The 20,693-nt window shown below is 57.8% G+C and carries 22 protein-coding genes and 1 pseudogene; 6 read left to right on the top strand and 17 right to left on the bottom strand.

The genetic code is table 11. From position 1 onward, the window contains the following. Complete coding sequence (locus KBY75_RS05210) at positions 1 to 783, bottom strand: 16S rRNA (uracil(1498)-N(3))-methyltransferase (RefSeq protein ID WP_255023208.1); 783 nt, start codon at positions 781 to 783, stop codon at positions 1 to 3. Positions 784 to 920: 137 nt separating this feature from the next. Next, positions 921 to 1,361 (bottom strand): annotated as a pseudogene (locus KBY75_RS05205) (DUF3531 family protein); the annotation flags it as partial. Between the two features lie 61 nt (positions 1,362 to 1,422). On the opposite strand from KBY75_RS05205, the gene KBY75_RS05200 reads away from it, so the two are divergent. Together KBY75_RS05200 and hslO are read left to right on the top strand one after the other, a co-directional pair. After that, positions 1,423 to 2,103 (top strand): ABC transporter ATP-binding protein, encoded by a 681-nt coding sequence (locus KBY75_RS05200; protein WP_255023207.1) that lies wholly within the window; start codon positions 1,423 to 1,425, stop codon positions 2,101 to 2,103. Then, positions 2,100 to 3,017, top strand: coding sequence for an Hsp33 family molecular chaperone HslO (hslO, locus tag KBY75_RS05195; RefSeq protein WP_255023206.1), 918 nt, complete (start codon positions 2,100 to 2,102; stop codon positions 3,015 to 3,017). Before KBY75_RS05200 ends, hslO begins: the two co-directional genes overlap by 4 nt. A gap of 102 nt (positions 3,018 to 3,119) precedes the next feature. Here the strand turns inward: hslO and KBY75_RS05190 are convergent, their stop codons facing one another. The 4 genes from KBY75_RS05190 to KBY75_RS05175 all read right to left on the bottom strand — a co-directional run bounded on the left by KBY75_RS05190 (position 3,120) and on the right by KBY75_RS05175 (position 5,613). Beyond that, positions 3,120 to 3,797, bottom strand: coding sequence for a CPP1-like family protein (locus tag KBY75_RS05190; RefSeq protein WP_255023205.1), 678 nt, complete (start codon positions 3,795 to 3,797; stop codon positions 3,120 to 3,122). A gap of 67 nt (positions 3,798 to 3,864) precedes the next feature. Then, positions 3,865 to 4,104: a hypothetical protein gene (locus tag KBY75_RS05185; RefSeq protein ID WP_254936423.1), complete on the bottom strand. Its 240-nt coding sequence runs from the start codon at positions 4,102 to 4,104 to the stop codon at positions 3,865 to 3,867. Positions 4,105 to 4,222: 118 nt separating this feature from the next. Then, positions 4,223 to 5,290, bottom strand: coding sequence for an ACR3 family arsenite efflux transporter (gene arsB, locus KBY75_RS05180; protein WP_255023204.1), 1,068 nt, complete (start codon positions 5,288 to 5,290; stop codon positions 4,223 to 4,225). Next, complete coding sequence (locus KBY75_RS05175; RefSeq protein ID WP_254936425.1) at positions 5,287 to 5,613, bottom strand: helix-turn-helix transcriptional regulator; 327 nt, start codon at positions 5,611 to 5,613, stop codon at positions 5,287 to 5,289. The genes arsB and KBY75_RS05175 overlap by 4 nt, the downstream gene beginning before the upstream one ends. A 78-nt stretch (positions 5,614 to 5,691) precedes the next feature. On the opposite strand from KBY75_RS05175, the gene KBY75_RS05170 reads away from it, so the two are divergent. Further along, on the top strand, positions 5,692 to 6,717 hold the full coding sequence (locus KBY75_RS05170) for an ArsJ-associated glyceraldehyde-3-phosphate dehydrogenase (RefSeq protein WP_254936426.1): 1,026 nt from the start codon (positions 5,692 to 5,694) through the stop codon (positions 6,715 to 6,717). Between the two features lie 9 nt (positions 6,718 to 6,726). Beyond that, a complete protein-coding gene (gene arsJ / locus KBY75_RS05165) occupies positions 6,727 to 7,983 on the top strand; it encodes an organoarsenical effux MFS transporter ArsJ (RefSeq protein ID WP_255023203.1) in 1,257 nt (418 codons plus the stop codon). Here the strand turns inward: arsJ and KBY75_RS05160 are convergent. The 9 genes from KBY75_RS05160 to KBY75_RS05120 all read right to left on the bottom strand — a co-directional run bounded on the left by KBY75_RS05160 (position 7,980) and on the right by KBY75_RS05120 (position 17,519). Then, positions 7,980 to 8,897, bottom strand: coding sequence for a substrate-binding domain-containing protein (locus KBY75_RS05160; RefSeq protein ID WP_255023202.1), 918 nt, complete (start codon positions 8,895 to 8,897; stop codon positions 7,980 to 7,982). The two genes, arsJ and KBY75_RS05160, sit on opposite strands and share 4 nt — an antisense overlap. 77 nt (positions 8,898 to 8,974) lie before the next feature. Next, the gene (locus KBY75_RS05155) at positions 8,975 to 9,790 is read right to left on the bottom strand and encodes a DUF4239 domain-containing protein (RefSeq protein WP_254936429.1); all 816 of its coding nucleotides are present in this window, start codon (positions 9,788 to 9,790) and stop codon (positions 8,975 to 8,977) included. 5 nt (positions 9,791 to 9,795) lie between these two features. Continuing rightward, on the bottom strand, positions 9,796 to 10,845 hold the full coding sequence (locus KBY75_RS05150; RefSeq protein WP_255023201.1) for an ABC transporter substrate-binding protein: 1,050 nt from the start codon (positions 10,843 to 10,845) through the stop codon (positions 9,796 to 9,798). Between the two features lie 426 nt (positions 10,846 to 11,271). Next, entirely contained in the window at positions 11,272 to 12,264 is a 993-nt protein-coding gene (gene pstS / locus KBY75_RS05145) for a phosphate ABC transporter substrate-binding protein PstS (RefSeq protein ID WP_254936431.1), read from the bottom strand. A gap of 199 nt (positions 12,265 to 12,463) precedes the next feature. Then, positions 12,464 to 14,044 (bottom strand): iron uptake porin, encoded by a 1,581-nt coding sequence (locus tag KBY75_RS05140; RefSeq protein WP_255023200.1) that lies wholly within the window; start codon positions 14,042 to 14,044, stop codon positions 12,464 to 12,466. A gap of 169 nt (positions 14,045 to 14,213) precedes the next feature. Beyond that, on the bottom strand, positions 14,214 to 15,194 hold the full coding sequence (locus tag KBY75_RS05135) for a CHAD domain-containing protein (RefSeq protein WP_255023199.1): 981 nt from the start codon (positions 15,192 to 15,194) through the stop codon (positions 14,214 to 14,216). 7 nt (positions 15,195 to 15,201) lie between these two features. After that, the gene (locus KBY75_RS05130) at positions 15,202 to 16,218 is read right to left on the bottom strand and encodes a PstS family phosphate ABC transporter substrate-binding protein (protein ID WP_254936434.1); all 1,017 of its coding nucleotides are present in this window, start codon (positions 16,216 to 16,218) and stop codon (positions 15,202 to 15,204) included. 81 nt (positions 16,219 to 16,299) lie between these two features. Further along, positions 16,300 to 17,400 carry a CorA family divalent cation transporter gene (locus tag KBY75_RS05125; RefSeq protein ID WP_255023198.1) on the bottom strand — a complete coding sequence of 367 codons (1,101 nt, stop codon included), beginning with the start codon at positions 17,398 to 17,400 and terminating at the stop codon, positions 16,300 to 16,302. After that, the gene (locus tag KBY75_RS05120; RefSeq protein ID WP_255023197.1) at positions 17,373 to 17,519 is read right to left on the bottom strand and encodes a hypothetical protein; all 147 of its coding nucleotides are present in this window, start codon (positions 17,517 to 17,519) and stop codon (positions 17,373 to 17,375) included. The genes KBY75_RS05125 and KBY75_RS05120 overlap by 28 nt, the downstream gene beginning before the upstream one ends. Before the next feature lie 134 nt (positions 17,520 to 17,653). Here KBY75_RS05120 and KBY75_RS05115 point away from each other — a divergent pair, with 134 nt between their 5' ends. Together KBY75_RS05115 and KBY75_RS05110 are read left to right on the top strand one after the other, a co-directional pair. Continuing rightward, positions 17,654 to 17,941: a hypothetical protein gene (locus KBY75_RS05115; protein WP_255017212.1), complete on the top strand. Its 288-nt coding sequence runs from the start codon at positions 17,654 to 17,656 to the stop codon at positions 17,939 to 17,941. 89 nt (positions 17,942 to 18,030) lie between these two features. Next, positions 18,031 to 19,059 carry an AraC family transcriptional regulator gene (locus KBY75_RS05110; protein ID WP_255023196.1) on the top strand — a complete coding sequence of 343 codons (1,029 nt, stop codon included), beginning with the start codon at positions 18,031 to 18,033 and terminating at the stop codon, positions 19,057 to 19,059. Here the strand turns inward: KBY75_RS05110 and KBY75_RS05105 are convergent. Together KBY75_RS05105 and KBY75_RS05100 are read right to left on the bottom strand one after the other, a co-directional pair. Then, entirely contained in the window at positions 19,048 to 20,289 is a 1,242-nt protein-coding gene (locus tag KBY75_RS05105; RefSeq protein WP_255023195.1) for an FAD/NAD(P)-binding oxidoreductase, read from the bottom strand. The two genes, KBY75_RS05110 and KBY75_RS05105, sit on opposite strands and share 12 nt — an antisense overlap. Before the next feature lie 99 nt (positions 20,290 to 20,388). Continuing rightward, a complete protein-coding gene (locus KBY75_RS05100) occupies positions 20,389 to 20,613 on the bottom strand; it encodes a DUF3136 domain-containing protein (protein WP_254936440.1) in 225 nt (74 codons plus the stop codon). Positions 20,614 to 20,693: the final 80 nt, after the last annotated feature.

Genomic DNA, 20,693 nt, shown 5'->3' with positions numbered 1-20,693 from the left:
TCAGCTAGGCACGCCAGTCTGCTGGGCACGCCAGTGGCTGAGCAGCCCTGCTGCCGTTACTGCGGCGGTGCTGCAACGCAAGATCGTGCTGCCCAAGCTCACGGCTTGCCAGCCGTTGGTCAGGGCAAAGGCTTCCTCAACTGGAGTCCAGCCCCCCTCTGGACCAATCGCCACAGTGAGCGGCTCGCTGGCCCCAGGCGGGCCCCCTAAGTGCTCAAGCGCCTGGGATAGCAGGGCCAGACCGGGCCGTCTTGTGGTGCACAGCAGCCCACGGCCTGAACCGCCGGGCGGCTGGGCCCCCAGCAGCTCGGCGGCTGACAGCAGCGGTTCTAGCTGGGGTTGCCAAAGGCGTTCACACTGCTCTACCGCCTCCCGCAGGATCGCCTCTGCTCGCTCCGGCTTCAGGGAGTCAGCGGCAACGCTGCGCTGGGCCTGCAGAGGGGTGAACCGATCCACACCAAGTTCACAGGCCATGCGCAACAACACGTCGGCATCGCGCTTTGGTAGTGCCACCGCCAACTGCAGTGGCGGCGCCGCTGGAGGCTCAAACGCCCGGGGGTAGCTGGGGGGCTGCTCCAGCAGAGCCAGATCGGCTGGACCCAACAGGGCAGTCCAGAGACTGCCTGCCCCATCCACCACCGCAAAGCGATCGCCGGGGCGCAAGCGCAGCACCCGGGTGAGGTAGTGGAGCTCCTGGCGATCCAGCTCCAGCTCAGCGCCAGCAGAGGGGCCGGCGGTCAAGCGACCGGGGGTAACTAGCAGACGGCGAAGATCCCGAGTCACGCTGCTTCTTAGTCGCGGGACTGAAGGTCTTTGTAATCTTCGCCAGCTTCACCATCACCTTCTTCGTCTTCTTCGTCTTCTTCGTCTTCTTCGTCATCTTCATGACTGCCCTCGTCGTCGTCCTCAAGCTCATCGAGGCTAGGGAACAGGGCATCGGGTTGGTCCTCGATCGGCCAGTCGTCGTTGAGGCCACCAATCAGCAACTCCTCAATTTCGAGAACGTCGTTGTTGAGCTGGCCCAGGGCATTGATCAACACGTCGAGGGCGAAGGCATCACTGGTGCCGAGATCCACCCAGCAACGCGCCCACTCCTCCTGATATTCCATCGGGCCCATGTTGTGCATTAGGGCTGGCAGGGCGCCGGCAGCAGCCTCGTGGCTGTAAGCCATCCAGCCCAGCTCTGCGCCCTCCTCGTGGGACTGGAGGTTTTCGGCGTTGAAGCCACCCAATTTGCCCAGGTAAAACCAACTATCAAAGGCAGTTTCCAAGTAACCGCGCTCGCCCGAACCCACCGGGTGGGGGAAACGCATCCAGATCCAGCAGTTGAAGGGGTTGAATTCGCGGAAACGCACCTCCATGGCGGATTGGCTGCAGCACAGAACTGGCTCAATCAAACACGCCCGCCGGCATGCTGGGGAGATGCTTGAACTCCGCAACGTCAGCTACCAACCGGCCACGGCGGTGGCATCGGTGCTCTGCGGCGTCAGCCTCACCCTGGCTGTGGGCCGCGCCTCCCTGGTGGCCGGTCGCAGTGGCAGTGGCAAAACCACCCTGCTGGAGTTGATCAGCGGCTTGGCCGAGCCCTCGAGCGGCCAGGTGTTGTGGGAAGGCCAGCAGCTCAATGGCCGCCAGCTGCGCTGGCTATGCGGCCTGGTGTTTCAGTTTCCGGAGCGCCATTTCCTCGGCCTCAGCGTGGGGCAGGAGCTGAAGCTCGGTCACCGCCGGCTCACGGCAGAAGAGGCCCAGGCAGCCCTGCAGCTGGTGGGTATGGAAGGCTTGTCATTGCAGCAGGCGCCGGAGCAGCTGAGCGGCGGCCAGCAGAGGCGCCTGGCCCTGGCAGTGCAGCTGCTGCGCAACCCCCGAGTGCTGCTGCTGGATGAACCCACCGCAGGCCTCGACTGGGCCGTTCGTGGCGAAATCCTGGAGCTGTTGGCGGCCCTGTCCCAGGAGCGGGCCGTGCTGGTGGTCACCCACGAGCCGGAGCTATTTCGCGGCGTGATCGATGGAGGCTGGCGGCTGGAGCAGGGTCAGCTGGAACCTCTCGGCGCGCTGCCTACGATGGCTCCAACGATGGCCACCCCCCAGGAAAACCAGCCTTGAGCGACCAACTTCTCCGGGCCACGGCCGCCGGCGGCGGCATCCGCATGGTGGCGGTCAGCACCACCCAGGCCAGCCGCACCGCCAGGGAGCGCCATCAGCTCTCTTTTCTCGCCAGTGCCCTGCTGGGCCGCGCCATGACGGCTGGGCTGCTGCTGGCCAGCTCGATGAAGGTGGCCCATGGCCGCGTCAACCTACGCATCGCCTCAGACGGCCCACTGAAGGGCCTGATGGTGGATGCGGGCCGCAACGGCACGGTGCGCGGCCATGTGGGCTACCCGGGCTTGGAGCTCGAGCTGCTGAAAGATCCAGAAGGCCTGGCCCAGTTTGACTTCAAAACCGCCTGCGGCACCGGCTATCTGCACGTGGTGCGAGATCTGGGCGAAGGCGAGCCCTTCAGCTCAACGGTGGAGCTGGTGAGCGGCGGCATCGGCGAAGACCTGGCCTCATATCTGCTGCACTCCGAGCAGACACCTTCAGCGGTATTCGTCGGCGAGCAGCTAGACAACAGTGGTGTGCTTTGCAGTGGGGGAGTGCTGGTGCAGGTGATGCCAAAGGCCGCCCGCGAACCCGCCCTAGTCGCCCTTCTCGAAGAGCGCTGCCGCGAGGTGAAGCACTTCAGCCAGCGACTAGCCGAGTGCGAAGGCCAGCTACACAGCCTGCTCGAAGATATTTTTCCAGATCTCGATCCCCAGCCCCTCGAAGACGCTGAGGCCTGTACGCCGGTGCGGTTCCACTGCCCCTGCAGCCGGGAGCGCAGCGTCAGCGCCCTGAAACTGCTAGGCCACGCCGAACTAAGCTCAATTTTAGTGGAAGACGGCCATGCCGAACTTATCTGCCACTTCTGCAATGAGATCTACACTGTTGAGGCGGATGAACTTAGCGAATTAATCACAGAGTGCACTCCGGCTCCATAGACAGAAAGCCGTGTTCTATAAATAGCAAGGCCTGCACTAAATATAGCAAGCCCTGAACCAATTCAACAATAAAACAATTAGCTGGTTGAGTGATCAATCAAATCAACCAATCAGCAGGGCGCCAAGCAACAACAGCAGCAGAGCCGGCAGGCTTTGAACCTGGGTCAGGCTCAATGGCAACCCGAGCGGCAAGGTGCTGGAGAGAGCACCGGCCAAAATCGAGCCCACCAGCAATCCGGCGCAGAGCAGGGCGAAGCCCCAGCCCACCGCAGCTAGGAAGCGCCGGTTACGCCACTGCAGGTTGATAACTGCCATTGCTGTAGCAAAGGCAAGCACCAGATCCGGGGGGAAGCCTGGAGCTAGCAGTAGTAGGAGCAGTAAAGCCCCAGATGTGGCCAGGGGGAACCAGAGCTCCCGTCCAGTAGCTAGAGCCATGCCAGGAAGCCTGAGCTGGGGAGCGGAAACCCTGGGCAACTGAAGCTGAGGCAAGGCCGGTACCGCAAGCTTGGGCGGCGGCGGCGCCAGTTGCTCCCGCTGGGAGGCGGACTTAGCCGCGCTACTCACGCGACCCTGCTGACGCTCTTTGAGGCGCTCCATCAAGACAGCGTCATAGGCAGCCTCGATCAGCGAGCGCGCCATGGTGTCGTCACCCACCTCGTCGAGCCGGGCCAATTTGGCCGCCTGCACCTCGTCGAAGCCAGCATCAGCAGGCACGCCCAGCCGCTCGTAGGGGCCAGAGGGGTCGGCAGCCGGTGATGGCTGGTCGGAGCGTTGAGTCATGACAAGCCGCGGAACGACATAGGGGGAATCACAAAACGTTCCATTGAGTCAGCGTATCGAGGCCTGACTAAAACAGGGGATCACTAGAGAGAAATCCAGCCTCGAGTTGCAGACGACGGCTGCAGCTTTCTGCTTCCTCAGCCCCGAGTCGCTTGCGGTGTTTAAGCAGGGGCAGCTGGGGTGGCAAGTGGCTGCCTTCCCGCATCTCAACCGTGGTCGCACCAATAGGTCCCTGGGCGGGCAGGAAACTCACGTAATCGCAGCCCCCGTCTGGGCGGGGACGCACCAGCCAAAGAGGCTTGGGCATCACTGTGATGGTTTGTTACTTACCAGTCTGGCGCGCCGGCTCCCCTGCCGTGAGCGTTGCTTGTGGTGGCCTCAAAAGCCGAGGCAGTGTGGTGAAGCCCATGACAATGGAACAGCGCTCAATTCTCATAAACCAGAGGAAACCATCCTCTCAAAGCCCGCGAGACGTAAACCAGGCCCACCAAAACAGGAACCTCGATCAGAGGGCCCACGACCCCGGCAAGGGCCTGCTGAGAAGTCACACCCCAAACACTGATACTGACGGCAATTGCCAGTTCAAAGTTGTTGCCAGAAGCAGTGAAGGCGAGCGACGAGGTGCGCTTATAATCGAGGCCACTACAGCGGCCAATAACAAAGGCCAGGCTCCACATCAGAACGAAATAAATAAACAGTGGAATGGCTATCCACAGCACCCGAAGCGGATCAGATGTAATGGCCTGACCCTGGAAGGCGAACATCACCACAATCGTGAACAGCAGGCCATAGAGAGCCCAAGGAGCGAGCCGTGGCAAAAAGGTTTTTTCATACCAGCGCACACCTTTGGTTCGCACGCCAATACGTCGAGTAAGGAAACCTGCAAGCAAAGGAACTCCCAAAAAAATCATCACCGCCTTAGCAATCTCCCAAAACGAGAAATTCACCACCTCACTATTAAGACCAAGCCAGTCAGGCAGGATCTGCAGATAAAAGCTGCCAAGCAGGGCATAGGCGAGCACCTGAATAACAGAATTAATAGCCACAAGCAACGCAGCCGCTTCCCGGTCGCCCCCAGCCAGATCAATCCAGATCAACACCATCGCAATGCACGGAGCGATACCGATCAGGATCAAACCGGTGCGAAATTCGGGCTGATCAGGCAAAAACAACCAAGCCAAGCAGAACATCAGCAAGGGACCCAAACCCCAAACCAAGCCGAGCGCCAGTCCCAACAGTTTGCGGTCGCTGGCCACCCGCACGAGCTCCCCGTAGCGAACCTTGGCCAGCACCGGATACAGCATCATCAATAGACCCAGCGCAATCGGCAGCGAGGTATGGCCTACCTGCACGGTGCCAAGCAGCGACTGAAGACCAGGCAACAGGCGACCAAGCAATAGGCCGCTCGCCATCGCCAAAAGGATCCAAAACGGCAAAAGCCGATCAAGTAGAGAAAGTCGAGCCAAAACGGGCTGTTGAGCAGGGGAGGTCATCGGCAACAGGGGGCAGGAGTAGAGCATTTGGCAGCCAAATCCCCTAGCCAGCCGCGCAACTGCTCAATCGCATCGGTGCGCAGGCTGTAGTAAACCCAGCGGCCCTCATCTCGGGCCTCAATCAAACCAGCCTCTCTCAACACCTTGAGATGGAAAGAGAGCTTCGATTGGGCTAGGCCCAGCTCACTGGTGAGCTCACAAACACAGCGCTCACCTGCCCCCAAGGCTTCAAGCACCTGGAGCCTGAGGGGATCGGCCATGGCCTTAAGCAGGGCCCGAGCCTTGGTGGGCTCAAGCGCCACAGGGTGATCTAGAACACTCATACACCAATTTTAGTTGATGAATCAACTCATATTGATTTAGGGTCTCGCAATCCATGCCGCCATTGTCGGCTCTGATCCATGAAAATCGGCATAAACGGCTTTGGCCGCATCGGCCGCCTGGTGTTTAGGGCCCTGTGGGGCCGTCCCGGCATTGAGCTGGTTCACGTCAACGACTGCGGCGGTGATGCTCAAACCGCCGCCCACCTGCTCGCCTTCGACTCCGTTCATGGCCGCTGGCAACAGGCGGTGCAAGGAAATACGCGGGGTTTCTTCGTGGGTAGCCAGGCTGTGAGCTACACGCGGGAGAGCGATCCGACCGCAGTGCCCTGGAGGGAAGCCGGCGTGGAGATGGTGCTGGAGTGCAGCGGCAAGTTCAAAACACCGGAAACACTCCAGCCCTATTTCGACCAAGTGGGCCTCAAACGCGTGGTGGTGGCCTGCCCAGTGAAGGGTGAAATCGCAGGGGCAGAGGCTCTCAACGTTGTCTTCGGTATCAACCACCAGCTTTACGACCCAGGCCAGCACCGCTTACTGACCGCCGCCTCCTGCACAACCAACTGCCTGGCGCCGGTGGTGAAGGTGATTCACGAGAGCTTTGGCATCAAGCACGGCTCAATCACCACCCTGCACGACGTCACCAACACCCAGGTAGTGGTGGATGGCTTCAAAAGCGACCTGCGCCGGGCCCGCTCCTGCATGCAAAGCCTGATCCCCACCACCACGGGGTCAGCCAAGGCGATTGGAATGATCTTTCCAGAGCTCCAAGGAAAACTAAACGGCCATGCGGTGAGGGTACCGCTGCTGAATGCCTCCCTCACCGATGCAGTATTTGAACTAATGCGCGAGGTGACAGTAGAGGAGGTAAACAGCGCCTTTGAAGCCGCTGCCAACGGACCACTGCGCGGCCTGCTTGGCTATGAAACCAGGCCGCTGGTCTCAGTTGATTATGTAAATGATGATCGCAGCGCCATCATCGATGCCGCCTCGACCATGGTGGTAAACGGCACCCAGCTAAAGGTATACGCGTGGTATGACAATGAGTGGGGCTACAGCTCTCGCATGGCCGATCTGGTGAGCCATGTGGCACTGATCGACGAGCGCTGAACCTGAGCCATGAGCCGCGCCCTTTCAGCCCTGCAGCAATACATGATCGTGACGGCCAATTACTGGGCCTTCACGCTCACCGATGGTGCCCTGCGCATGCTCGTGGTATTCCACTTCCACGAGCTTGGCTACAGCACCCTTGAGATCGCCTTTCTATTTCTTTTTTATGAGTTTTTCGGCATCATCACCAACCTCTATGGTGGCTGGTTGGGAGCGCGCTTTGGTCTGCGGCTAACTCTCTGGAGCGGCACCTTGATGCAGGTAGCGGCGCTGCTAATGCTGATCCCAGTAGCTGAAGACTGGCCAAAATGGTGGAGCGTGGCTTACGTGATGGTAGCCCAGGCGATCAGCGGCATAGCCAAGGATCTCAACAAAATGAGTGCCAAGAGCGCCATTAAAACCGTAGTGCCCGAAACTCCGGAAGACCACAGCAAGGGAGAAGGTCAACTTTTTAAGTGGGTAGCTATTCTCACAGGCTCCAAAAATGCCCTCAAGGGGGTGGGCTTTTTTCTTGGCGGGGTGTTGCTCACCACAATCGGCTTTAACGCCGCGGTTGCAGCGATGGCTGCTGGTTTGTTTTTAGCCTTTCTGGTGACCCTAGTGCTGCCGGCAGATATCGGCAGGATGAAACAGAAACCAAGCTTTACGGCGCTGTTTTCCAAGAGCCGGGGCATCAACGTGTTGTCGCTGGCACGCTTCTTCCTATTTGGTGCTCGCGACGTTTGGTTTGTGGTGGCTCTACCGGTATTTCTGCAGAGCGCCCTGGGGTGGCGCTTCTGGGAGGTGGGCGGTTTCATGGGCCTGTGGGTAATCTGCTACGGAATCGTGCAGGGAACGGCACCGGCCCTGCGCCGGTCCTGGGGAAGGAGCGCCCCTCCAGGAGTAGCAGCAGTGCGGTTTTGGAGTGCGGTACTCACGGCTATTCCAGCCCTGATTGCAATTGCCATGTGGCGGGAGGTTGGCCAGCCCGGGGTAACAGTAGTGGTGGGACTGGCAGTATTTGGAGTGGTGTTCGCGATGAATTCATCAATTCACAGCTACATGATCCTCGCCTACACGGAAGCGGAGGATGTGAGCCTCAACGTGGGCTTCTATTACATGGCCAATGCCGCCGGCCGACTGCTGGGCACCGTGCTATCAGGAGCCCTATTTCTGCTGGGCGGCCTGCAGGCTTGCCTGTGGAGCTCGGCAGTACTTGTTGCTCTAGCGGCCTTGGTGAGCACTCGCTTGCCAACGCCGCCGCGGCAGCTTAAAGAAACTACCTAACGCTGAATGCTACCAAGCTGACCTAAGGATTTTTGCCTCAAGTCGGCAGGCAAGCGCACATAACCCAATAACTCAGAATCATCCTGGCCCGCTCCACTGAGAATATACGTAAGGCTTATTTTAATAGCCGGCAGGTTGGCTGCCAAACCTTTTCTCGGCACAAGCATCCAACTAAGATAAACAATTGGATAACCATTGGATGGATCGGAGCTAGAGCCTAACAATCTATTGTCAAGAGCAATGCCTGACAGAGAAAGACCTGCAGCCTTTATATCCGGACGGACAAACTCGCCCTTGCGATTTTGAAGTGCTGCCGACTGCAAAGGTGAGCGTAAGAATGGTGATTCAAGAAAGCCAATGCTGCCAGGAGTAGCTTCTAAGGCATTCGCCATGGCATCTGCTCCCTGCACTGCAGCACCAGAGGGCCAGGAAACAAGCCGTCCCGACCCTGGGCCGTTACGCCATATTGGACTTACAGCAGCGAGGGAAGCCGTGAAATGGGCGGTAGCAGCTGAGGCATCACCCCGATATAGAAGAGTAATCGGCTGATCTGGGCAACCCAACTCAGAAAAATTGCGAATCTTGCCAAGGAATAATTCGACGAGCAGATTCCGAGTCAATTTCAACTGACAATTCGGTTGGTTGTAGGCAACCGCAATAGCAATCCCAGTGACAGGAAATGCCAAGACCTCCGTGGGCAAGGCCTTTAACTCTTGCACCGACGGAGATTTATCAATGCCGGCAAACTGAATCTGCCCGGCAGCAAGACTAGATAAATCAGGAGCAAGGTTATTCGATTGCAACTCTACATTTACTCCCTTACGGACCGCAAGCTGATTGAACCAGCGATAGTAAGCATTAGCAGTCTCGACACTAGTTGTTCCCTCCAAGGAAACTGCCGCACTTTCATCCAAGTCTGCGCTAGTAGAATTAACGCAACCGCAAGCCAAGGCAGCAAGGCAGACGGCAAAAACACGAATAATTATCATTTTCAAAGACTCCGAGCCAAAACGGCTTCCAGCGTGGCTGTGATATTGATCAAACCACTGGCAATCGGGTTTGAATATACAAACAACATAACAGCCGGCACGGGAGCAGATAACAACAAAATGATAGCCACCCAAAGAGTTGTCCAAGCACCACTCTGCACCAAAAAAGACAACAAGGCGAGCGCAAGATACATCACACCAATTGCGAGCACTAGCCGCACTGGAAAGGCTTGGGGCGCAGCGAGGGAAAGGCGACGTTCGCGAGCATCAATAAGATCAAAACCGAAATCACTTGCCTTACGGAAATAATTCACCGATTCAGGCGTTACCTCAATCGATTTAGAAGGTGAGGCATCCCGGGTAGAAAGGAAATCCCTGAGGCGGTCAATAGACTCTTGAGTTACTTCACTACGAGTACCATTACGCATCGTCAGCGCTTCATCCCGTGCGATTGACTCGCCATAATCATAAAGAAGCCTTCTTCCCTCAATACGCTGATCAGCCGGGAGAACAGACATAACGGCACCAAGCTTATTAATAGTTACCACTTCCTGCGTGAGCGCACTACGCAAATTTGTATACTGAAAAATTACATTAGACAGCAAAAAAGCGGTAGTCAGCGTATAAAGCGAGCCCATGGGACTTAGCAATGCTGCTTGAATCTGAATACTGCCACGCGCCTTAACCCAGCGGGCCAAAAGCAAGGCCACGAAGGTTAGAAAGACAAATCCAAGGTAAAGTATCAGAACTCCAGTATTGAGCAGGATATCATCGAGAACTCTGTTGGCTACCATTGCAAAAGCAGGAGTAAAATACATAACAATCAATGGATAAAGGCGCCGTCGCGGCCCACTAAAAATGTGAGTTCAACGAAGTCACTGCCTTGATGCTGTTTGGCACTAAAACGAAGCGGAAAGCCTCCCAAATCGACTGGACCCATGGTCTCCATGGCTGTTAGAAAACGCTCACGGGTGAGATTGGGCCCTGCGGCCTGAAGTGCACGAACGAGCATTGTGGCGGAGATATAACCCTCAAGGCTTGAAAAGCCGTAAGGTGCATCACTTCGATTACGGCGAATTGTATTTTGATAATCCCGCACAACAGGAACCCGAGGGTTCCAAGGGAATGGCACCACCTGGCTAACGCCCACACCATGCCGAAATTCAGGAGGGAGTGCCTGTGCAAGTGCATTACTTCCTACAAACGACACATTCATTACCTGGGCCTTATTACCTTGGCGGCGCAGATTCGTAATGAAACTAGCTACGGTGCCATAGGACGAAACCATAAGTACAGCGTCGGGACGCGCCAGCGCAACCCGTCGAGCTGACTCAAACGTGTCTGCAGAGTTACGTTCAACCGTAACAGCCACCACGGGCTGTAGGCGCCGAACCGCAAGGGCTTTGCGGGCTCCCTCTAAACCATCGCGACCAAAGGCATCATTTTGATAGACCACCGCAATGGAGCGGCGCCCGTAGCGGAGCAGATACCGAACTGTGGCCTCAATTTCTTGATGGTAACTGGCCCGAATATTGAACACCAAGGGTTTAACCGGTTGGCGGATCAACTGGGCCCCAGTGAGCGGAGCCACTAACGGAACTCGGTATTGATTAATCAGTGGTAACGAGGCTTTAACCGTAGCCGTACCTACATAACCAAACAAACCAAAAACCTTGTCGGAGCGTATAAAGCGCTCCGTGTTGCGCTTGGCCAGCTCGGGCTCGTAGCGGTCATCGCGATACACCATCACAATCTGCCGCCCATGAACTCCCCCCTGGGCGTTCACCTGATCAAATACCTGGTGGGCACCTTCGCGAAACTCACTGCCAAGCTGGCCCGCCGGCCCACTAAAAGCAGCCGACTGGCCAACCAATATAGATCGGGAGCTAACTCCCACCTCCGCCCGCGAGGGAGTTGGCAGCGTCGCAACAGCAACAAGCATGCCGGCAAGAGCTACGCTAACTGAGGGCCTAGTCAAGAGGCAAACGCTAAGCAAGAGAGAAGGGGACCTCAATAGACCCTAGATTAAGCCTATTGATCAGATCCGGAGGATCTCGACTTCAACTGCCAATCTTGGCGACGGCTGCCTTGGCAGGCTTCAGCTCATCACCCTTGAGGGGTATGTAGCAGAGAGCTCAGCTGCTACCTTGTGATCCTTGCGTGAAAGGGCCCAAAGTAAGAACTTACGCACGTCTAATACCTGGCACCTGCAGGCTTGAAATCGTCCCATAAAGCAAGACAAAAAAAGGCCCCTTGCGGGGCCTTAGCTTTCAATACGTTCGCAGTAGAAAGGCTGCGATCACCGACCAATTTGACCGACGGCCTTCTTAGACGCGGAGAGAATACTGCCTTTAAGTGGCACGAAGTCGAGGCTGGAGGCCTGACCCTGGGCTTTCGGGCTCAGCAGAAACAACATCGCCTCACGGATCGCCGGAGCCTTGTCACCGTTACCGGTGCGATAGGCCAAGATCCAGGTGAGGGTCGAAATCGGGTAGCTGTTTGCACCGGATGGATTTGGCTCTTCCCCAGCCAGCATTGAATCTAGCTTAATGTTATTCAGTGCAGCAGCGCCGCTCTCTTCTGTGGGCATGACGAACTTGCCGGCCTTGTTTTGCAGGGCAGCAGCTCTGATAGCACCTTTAACGTAACTCTGGTTGAGGTAGCCGATTGCACCGGGGGTGTTCTGAATCACACCAGAAACGCCTTCGTTGCCCTTACCGCCAACTCCTACAGGCCACTTGACACTCTTGCCTTCACCCACCTTGCTCTTCCACTCGGAAGAAAAGGCCGAGAGGCTATTAGTGAACGCAAAGGTGGTGCCGGAACCGTCGGAACGGTGCGCCACAGTAATCTTGCCCTTACCACACTTGAGCTGATCCCAAGTGTTGATCTTGCCGAGGAAAATGTCGACGGCTTGCTGCTGAGTGAGCTTAAGGTTCTTGCAGTCTGCCTTGTTAAAGGCGATAGCAATGGTGCCGCCCACGGCGGGGAACTGAATCACCCCACGCTTTACCTTAGCAGCCTCCTTGTCTTTGATTGGTTCGTCGGTGGCGCCGAATTCAACAGTACCGGCTACGAATTGACGCACGCCCGAGCCGGAACCAACCGACTGGTAGTTGACACGCACCTTGTTGGCCACACCAGCGAAAGCGCGCTGATAGAAAGCTGCAGGGAAGGTTGCCCCGGCGCCATTGATAGTGGCCTGGGCAAGCGCAGGAATCATTGCTGAAGTTGCGCCAGCACCGATAGCTGCAACGGTACCGACAATCAGGGCCTTCTTGGCGAAGGTCATGGAAAAAGACTTTTAGGGTCAACCCATTAATAGCAAGACGCACAGCTAGCAGTCTTTATCGCCCGGTTAAGGGGGGTTCAAGATTGGCGCAAATTAGCTTTGCAAACAATAAAAAGCCCCCCATTGCTGGGGGGCTGAAGGTGTGTGAGTTGTAGCTACGAGAAAGCGGTGAGGAGTGTCTGGATAAACGCCAGTTGGATCAGAAGCGGAAAGTGGTTTGAATCACGCCGCCATAAGTACCTTCGCCAGCATTACCGTCGTTATAGTTTTTAGTGATCCAGAAGACGGCCGGGGTGACGGAGATATTGTCAGAGACACGGAAGCGGTAGAACAACTCGTACATGTAGCCAGGGGTTTGATCAACACCATTATCGGAGCTGCTGGTCACGTAGAGGGGTGAACCCACTGCGAAGCCTGCGCTGTTGCCCTTGGCAAACACATCCTTCCACTGGAGGCCAACCATCCAAGACCAGATGTCCGCTGATGGCTGGGTATCTCCGCTGGTGTAGTTGGTGTAGCTAAAGCCACCGGAGATCGAGGGAAGCCACTTAGCATCCATCGGTTCCCAGAAACCAGCGAGCGAAACGCTGTTGCTATCCTGACCAGCACCTACTGTCCGGAAGAAGTCACTGGAAGGGCTGTTGGGATCCCTCAGGCGTGCATTTTCGGAGCCGTAGCGATAAGCCACTGCTGCCCCCCAGTTCTGGCCTTTAACACCCAACTGGGCCAGAATGTTCTGTGCACCTTCTGACTCAAAGGCACCAATTTGGGAGTTTGCGAAGCCATCTCCTTCGCCACCATCTTGGGAAACCCAGTTGACATCAAAGGAAACAAAGGGGTCGCCTTTCTTGACCTTTTGCTTCCAAGATAAGCCTGCAGCAGCACCTGTGGCTTTGTTGTAGGTACCCGTTGCACCGGCCAGGTTAAAGAAGTCGAGGATATCAGACTTATAAGCAGTTGGCAGGAAGGTAAGCATCTCGGTGTTACGGGCGAGTGCGCCGACCGTAAGCTTCACTTCATTGCCTACTGGGAAAGTATAGAAGAGTCGATCGATGGAAACAGCATTTCCCCCATCAACAGCATTTTCCTCAGCCTTATCCAGCTTGAACACGTTGCCGCTGCTGCCGAAAGGATCATCGAGGAAGTTGCCACTACGCAGGCGGGTCCTCAGCAAGTCCTTACCAGTGAAGCTGGTATCGAAGCTGAGACGGACGTCGTAGTTGAAGGTGGTTTTGGTTGAACCGTCACCGTCGTAGTTGGGAGATCCGCCAATAATCATGCTCACTTCACCACGCAGCTTGGTAGTGGTGGAGAACTGTTGAGCCTCCAAGACCCCTACCTTCTTCTCAAGGCCATCGACGCGGCCGCGAAGAGTGGCAAGTTCAGCTTTGAACTCTTCCATCAGGCGCTGCAGTTCGTCGGTCACTTCAGTGACGCGATCGAGACAGGCGTTAAGCAGGGCAGCCGCTTCGTAGCGGGTCATGGCCTGGCCGCCTTTGTAGGTGCCGTTGGGGTAGCCGGCCACGCAGCCGTACTTCTCAACCAGGTTGCTCAGAGCCTGGTAAGCCCAGTCGGTGGGCTGGACGTCGGAAAACTGGGTGACGCTGGTGACTTGGTTCTTGGATTCCCAAGCGCGGAAGCGATCAACGTCTTGCTGTTGCATGTACTCGTTGACGGCAGCAGCACCGTTCAACGAAGCCAGCTCTTGAGCAGAAGCGGCCATGGGGGCCATCATGCCAGTGCCAGCCAAAGCCAGCAGCAGCTTTTTAGAAAGATTCATCGGGTCCTCACACCGATAGGAAAGACTTCACAAAGGAAGTCGAGGGCAACTTATCTACGAAGCAAGGCCAAAACGAGCAACTAGGCGACATAGCCAATGTGCTCCTGGACACATTTGACTGAATTGCGGCTGAATTGCGGCTGAATTGCGGCTCAGTGCCCGCTTCCCATCAACCAATTCCCAGGACGCGCCTTAAGCCAACACTCAGCCAAGAACGCGGCCCAGCGGGCCGCGGCTCCGCCAGTAGGGCAAACCGCAGGCGGCGGCGCTGCCGGTGGGGCAACAACTCATCCACCAGCTCGCGCCACTGCAGCCAGCAATGGCGTTGATGTTGCACCAGCAGCCACTCCAGTTGGGGCAAGGTGTCTTCAAACCGTCCTGGCACCTGGTCGTGGATGGCGCTTTGCAGCACCTGCAGATCATTCCACTCCCCCAGCAGCTCCTGGCCCAGCTTGAAGCGGCTAATCCAGGGTTCCGTAGCGGCACCCTGCAAGGGAGCAAGATTCTCCAGCAGATAACGCACCTGCTTGAGCTGGCGGCGCAGCTCATGCAACTGCTCGGTTTCAGCAGAATTCTTTTGAACCGAATCCTTGCTGATCTGCCAACCCGGGTGAAGAAACAGACCCGAAACTGCGGGCCCCTGCCACTCCACCACCCACTGTGAAATCGGTTGCTCACCAAGCGACGTGAAGGTGGGCTCCTTCAACCAACGCTGTAGCTGACCCAACCCCTCTAGGTAGGAGCGGCTTTGCAACACCTCCACCACATGGCCGTGGGCTAGCTGACGCTCGCGGCGCAACTGCCTGAGCACTGGGCGCAGGGCCTTCACCTCCGCTGCCGGCAATTGGGGCAGGAAGCCATCTTCGAGGCGTTCGCGTAAAACATCTAGATCCCGGGCCATCCCCAAACGGCGCACCCATTTGGCAAGGCGCTGATCATTAACAGCAGCTGGCAGCTGCAGGGCCGGCTCAAACTGAACCAATGTCGTGCGCAGCCGACGCATTACTACCCGCATCTGATGCAGCGGCTCGCTGCCCTCGCCTGATGCCACTGGTGTCTGCAGTTGGACCAGCTTGGCGACCTGTTTCTGCAGCAGTTCCCGCGCAAAGGCACCGCTTGCTAAACCGCGGCAGCGATCCATCAACACCATGCGGAACTCAACGGAATTCTGGTTTTTTGATGCTATCTAAGCTGCGCTGCAGAGCTTGGCCGGTGGTAAGACCCACCGGTAAATCGCCGCCAAAAGCCGTGCCGAGCACATGGCGGTAGAGCTTGCTTTCCACCAAGCGGTAGGTGCTGGAGGGCATGGGGATATATCCCGCCTGCTTGACCAGCTTCAAACCATTTTGGATTGTGTAAGCAACAAATTTTCGCAGCTCAGGCTGGCTAAGCAGTGCCTGATCGTTGACGTAAATAAAGAGAGGCCTGGATAGGGGCACATAACTCTCCTTCTGAACCGACTGCGGTGACGGATATGCAGGACCCTTACTACCCACAACGCTGAGGGCCTTTAAACGCTTGCTGTTGGCTTGAAAATAGGCATAGCCAAAGTAGCCAAGAGCATCAGGGTTACCAGCTACACAGGTAACCAGATCGTTGTCGTTTTCGCTTGTAAAAACATCAGCGCGCGAATTTTTATCATTGCCGTTTATAGCCTTATTAAAATAGTCGAATGTGCCGGAATCCTTGCCAGGGCCGCAAAGCCGAATCGGGCGATCAGGCCAATCCAGGTTCACCTGGCTCCAGCGAGTCACCTTGCCGGCAGCCGCCTGGCTCCAGAGGCGGGAGAGCTCGCGGGTGGTGATGCGGGTGGCCCAGGTGTTTTTAGGGTTGACCACCACCGTGATTGCATCAAAACCAATCGGCAGCTCAAGGAAGCGCACCCCTTTGGCGGCGCAAGCCTTGAGCTCCTTGGCGCTTATGGGGCGGGAAGCATTAGCCAGGTAAAGCTGCCCGCTGCAGAACTGACGGAAGCCGGCAGAGGTGCCCGTTTCCTTGAGCTCAAAGCGCACCTGGCCATTGGCACCGGCTTTTTGATAAGCCTGGATAGATGCCTGCATCACCGGAAACACTGTGCTGGAACCGCCGATGCGCAGCGGAGCAGGAGTCGCCGCCTGGGCAACTTCCAAGGGCAACAGCGACAGGAGAGCCAGATGGAGCCAGGAAAAGCGCAAGGCAGGGCGCATAACGGTCACAACCACAACAGAAGTCTGGGTGATTCCAGGGCTTAGAGGGGTTAAGGCCAGGTTGTGGCTTCAGCGCGGTGCCGTCCAATCCGCAAACCAACCACGGCGCCACAGCCAGTAGGTCTGGATTACGCCCACGATTGACATCAACAGCAGACAGTAGAAGTAGCCAAGATGCCAACGCAGCTCAGGCATGTTGGTGAAGTTCATGCCATAGATCCCGGCGATGAAGGTGAGCGGCGCGAAGATGCTGGTGAGGATGGTGAGGGTTTTCATCACCTGGTTCATCCTGTTGCCCACACTGGCCGCATAGGCCTGGGTGATGGCATCACATTGATGGCGCAACAACTCACAGTTTTCAAACAGCAACTCCACCAGATCGGCCATCTCCTGAAAGCCAACTAGGGCATCGGCGCCGAGTAGCTGCTGCCTTTGGCGCAGCAGCACCCGGATCTGGTGGCGCAGGGGCCAGACCTGGTTGCGAATCGTGCGCAGGTTGCTGCGATGCACAAAAGCCCGGGCCAATAACTTCGGCTTAGGGTCCCGTAAGGCAGCTTCTTCCAAATCGTCGAGGCGATTGGCGATCTGCTCAAGCATGGGGAAAAGGGCATCGAGCAACTCATCCACCAGGAAGTGGAGAATGTCATCGAGGTCGCGATGTTCCACCGCACCGACCCTGGATTCCAGCCAGGCGGTGAGCTCCGGAAACGACTCCCCCGCCGGAGCCTCCTCAAAGGTGACCAGCAGGTTGGGCAGTAGTAGCAGACCCACCTGGGAACTGAGCAGGTGCAATGGATCACGCGCAAAGCTGAGCCGGTGCAGCACCACGATCACGGCTTCCCCGAGACCATCAACCCGCGAACGCTGAGGCACCTCCAGTAGGGGAGGCAGCAACATGCGAGGCACTTGGACTATGTCGAGCATGGCCTCAACTGCCCCTGGATCGCCCAGGCCCATCACCCTCAGCCAAATGGGATAGCCGAGCGCTTGCAGAGGCAAAAGTTCGGCAGGGTTGTGCAGGGATATCAGCCGGAGGCCGTCTGGCTCAAACAAAACGGCGCTGAAGCAACTGCGGTGCCGCCCTCCAGAGACGTAGAGGTGGACCGGCAAATTGGCAGGCCGCTCCTCCAGCAGGTGGGAATTCAGAGCACCAGGGGTGGGGCGCAGCACGTTGGGGTCAGATCAGGAGCCTGCCAGCGGATCAAGAGTTGGCCACCGGCAACGATGCTGGCCTGGATCAGCAGACACATCACTACCTGTAGCCACCTACCACCCGTGGACTGATCCATGAGAGCGCAGATCGGATGATTTGGCATGTTGCGGCCGCCGACCTGATGCCGCCGGTGCTCCTGACGACACCGAAGCGCCCTTCAACACTCCTTAATCAGATCCTTCTAAATTGACATGAGTTCAGCAGACACCAATGTCCAGTGCGGGGCCCCGGCCCACCCCATCCGATCCGAGAGCCGAGGCCAACGGCCTGATCTCGCCCATGGAGCCCCATTCCACCTACCGGGGCTCTGATTGGACTCCCCAGCGTTTGATGTTTCACCAAAACCTCGAATCATTTGCCGAGAGGGTCGGACTGGTGGTGGGCCTGCAAAGCAATGGCAAGGTGAGTCAGGAGGAGGCCTACGCCGAAATCCGCCGCATCTGGAAGGATCTCAAGGACAGCAAGGACACCCTGCTAAACCTCCCGAAGCAGAGCTGAGCACTAAATCACTAAGGATTAATACTGCTTCCCAGGTGCTGGCACCGCAGCCGGGTTTCATTAGGGTCTGAGCATTGATCTGGTCTGGCTTGGATCCTGTCTCCCAGTTCCCCCTGGTGTTCCACGACCAGCAAGCGGTGGTGGATTTGGATCCCCAGGCCCTAGCTACCAAGCTGGCCCAGCACTTTCCTGTAGAGGATTTTGCCCCTCGCAACCCCTTGCTGAACCCGTTTCGGCACCGGGCCAGCACAGCCGTGGCTGGAGACCTCACTCTCACCTCTGGATATACAAGTCCTATTCATGGCTGCATCGGTGATAACCCCGGCATAGGCGCAATCAACATCTGCTACCGGGGGGAGTCTTCCTACGAAGTGGATGGAAACACCTTCCACATTCACGCTGAAGCACCCCTCTACTTCAACCCTGGTTTCTCTTACAACTACACCACTGGGCACTACAACGGTCTAGTGCTGCACGTAGACCTACAGCGATTGCAGGACACGGCAGCTGCCATCGGCGGCATGGGGTTATCCGGTCGACGCTTTGCCCCCGATCTGCAGCGTCCCCAGGTGCTCTCAATGACCGAGGGCCGGCAGGCCACACTGCTGATCACCATGCGCCGGGCCTTTGCCCTGCTGGATGCGCCGGAGCTGCAAGCCCATGGCGATCTGGCGGCGCTGCAGATCGACGACCTCATCTATCGCATCCTGGCCCTGGCCCTCTGCCCTCAACTAGAAAAGCAGGACTTGCAGGGCCGCCGGAAGGACGAGGGGCTTTGCAGGGAACTGATCTTCGAAGAACTGCTGGAGTGGATTGGGGCGAATCTGCAATCACCAATCAACCTCACGCAGCTGGAGCAGCGCAGTGGCTATTCGAGACGCAACCTGCAGCTCGCCTTCAGCCAACGCTTCGGTTGCGGACCAATCCAATGGATCCGCCGCCAGCGCCTTGGCCTGGCCCGGCAGCACCTGCTCAACCCCTCGCCGAGCGACAGCGTTGCCGGCATCTCCTCAAGACTGGGCTTCAGCAACCTCTCCGCCTTCAGCCGCGACTTCCACAACACCTACGGCATTCGCCCCTCAGAGATGTTGCGTGAAGGGCGACGGCTACACGGCTGAGCCCTTCAGCCCGGGGATAAAACGCCGCTCGTGCTGGGCACCGGTGAGCATGCGATTCCAATAAAGCCCCGGCAACAGCTTGCGCTTGATCCACCACATGCTCCAGCGCTCCTTAGTCGGGTCGAGCGGGAAGGAGGGGACCGGCTGCTGCTCATAGTTGAACTCAGCCATGATCGCCTTGCCATAGCCGGTGATCAAGGGGCAGCAGCTATAGCCGTCGTAGGCCGCCGCTAAGGGCTGGCCATCGAGCAGGGCAAGCAGGTTGGCCACCAGCACCGGCGCCTGGCCACGCACCGCCGCGGCCGTCTTGGAGTTCGGCATGCCACTGACATCGCCGAGCGAAAACACATTGGCGTAGCGGGTGTGCTGCAGGCTGAACTTGTCGACCTCGACGAAGCCGCTCACCGCTGCCAGCGGGCTATCTGCCACCACCTGGGGGGCAGCCATCGGCGGCGTCACGTGCAGCATCCCGTAACCGATCACTTCTTCGCGGCTGGTGTCTCCCTCACTCACCGTGAACACCGCCTCCCGACTCTGGGGACGCACCTCCGTAAGCACGTGGTTGTAGCGGGCATCAATACCCTTGCGCTTCACCACCTCCCGTAGCGGTGCGGCATATACGGGCACTCCGAAGATGCCAGGCGTGGCGGTGGCATAGATCACCTTTGCCGTTAGTCGCTTCTTGGCAACAACATCGGCAGCCAGATAGGCGATCTTCTGGGGCGCCCCAGGACACTTGATCGGCATCGGCGCACAAGTAAACACGGCGTTGCCGTCGGCCCCCTGGCCGCCCTTGAAGGCCTGGAGAGTGTCCCAGGTGTAGGCGGCGTGGTGCTGGCTGTAGTTGCTGCACACCCCGCCCTGGCCAAGGGCCTCGGGCAGGCCCTTGATCTTGTCCCAGCAGAGCTGCAGGCCGGTGGCCACCACCAGCACGTCGTAGCTGAGGCTCTGGCCGCTGGCTGTGCTCACCAGGTTGCGATCCGGATCGAAACCAGCCACCGCATCCCGGATCCAGGTCACCCCCGCTGGGATGAGATCTGCCTCAGAGCGACGAGTCTCCTCAAGGCTGAACACACCTGCACCCACCAGGGTCCAGCCCGGTTGGTAGTAGTGATCGCTGGAGGGCTCGAGAATCGTTACCGCAAGGGCCGGACGGGCCCGTTTCAGCTGGGCGGCGGCGGTGATGCCGGCGGCGCCGCCGCCGACAATCAAAATTTGGTGATGGGCCATAAAAAGGGCCGCTGGTGGAGCAGCGGCTGGATGCCATTCCCCCGCTTTAGACGGGAAGCGTCAAGTCGACAAGCACGAAGGGTTCACACCGCCAAGGATTCACACCGATTCGGTTACCTCGCGTTTGAGCAGGGCGTAGAGATAGTCGGGTGCCTTGTAACGGGTGGGTAGGCAGGAGTGGAGCAGGCTGAGTCGGTCCCAGGCCACGGTGCGCTTGATCGCCTCCAAACTGCGCCCTTCCCGGATCAGTAGCCGTAGGGCCTTGCAGCAGCCGGAGTAACCAGCTTCCAATTCTCCGATCGTGGGTTTGGGGGCAACGGTCATGCTGGGAAAGTTCGGAAGGAAGCCCGCCGACGAGCTCGATACAACGCTAAACAGAGGGTTGTGTGCCCGCGGCAACAATG

Source organism: Cyanobium sp. T1G-Tous, assembly GCF_024345455.1.
Lineage (GTDB): Bacteria > Cyanobacteriota > Cyanobacteriia > PCC-6307 > Cyanobiaceae > Cyanobium_A.
The sequence above is the reverse complement of the archived record's forward strand: the minus strand, read 5'-3'. Positions and strand labels throughout refer to the sequence as shown.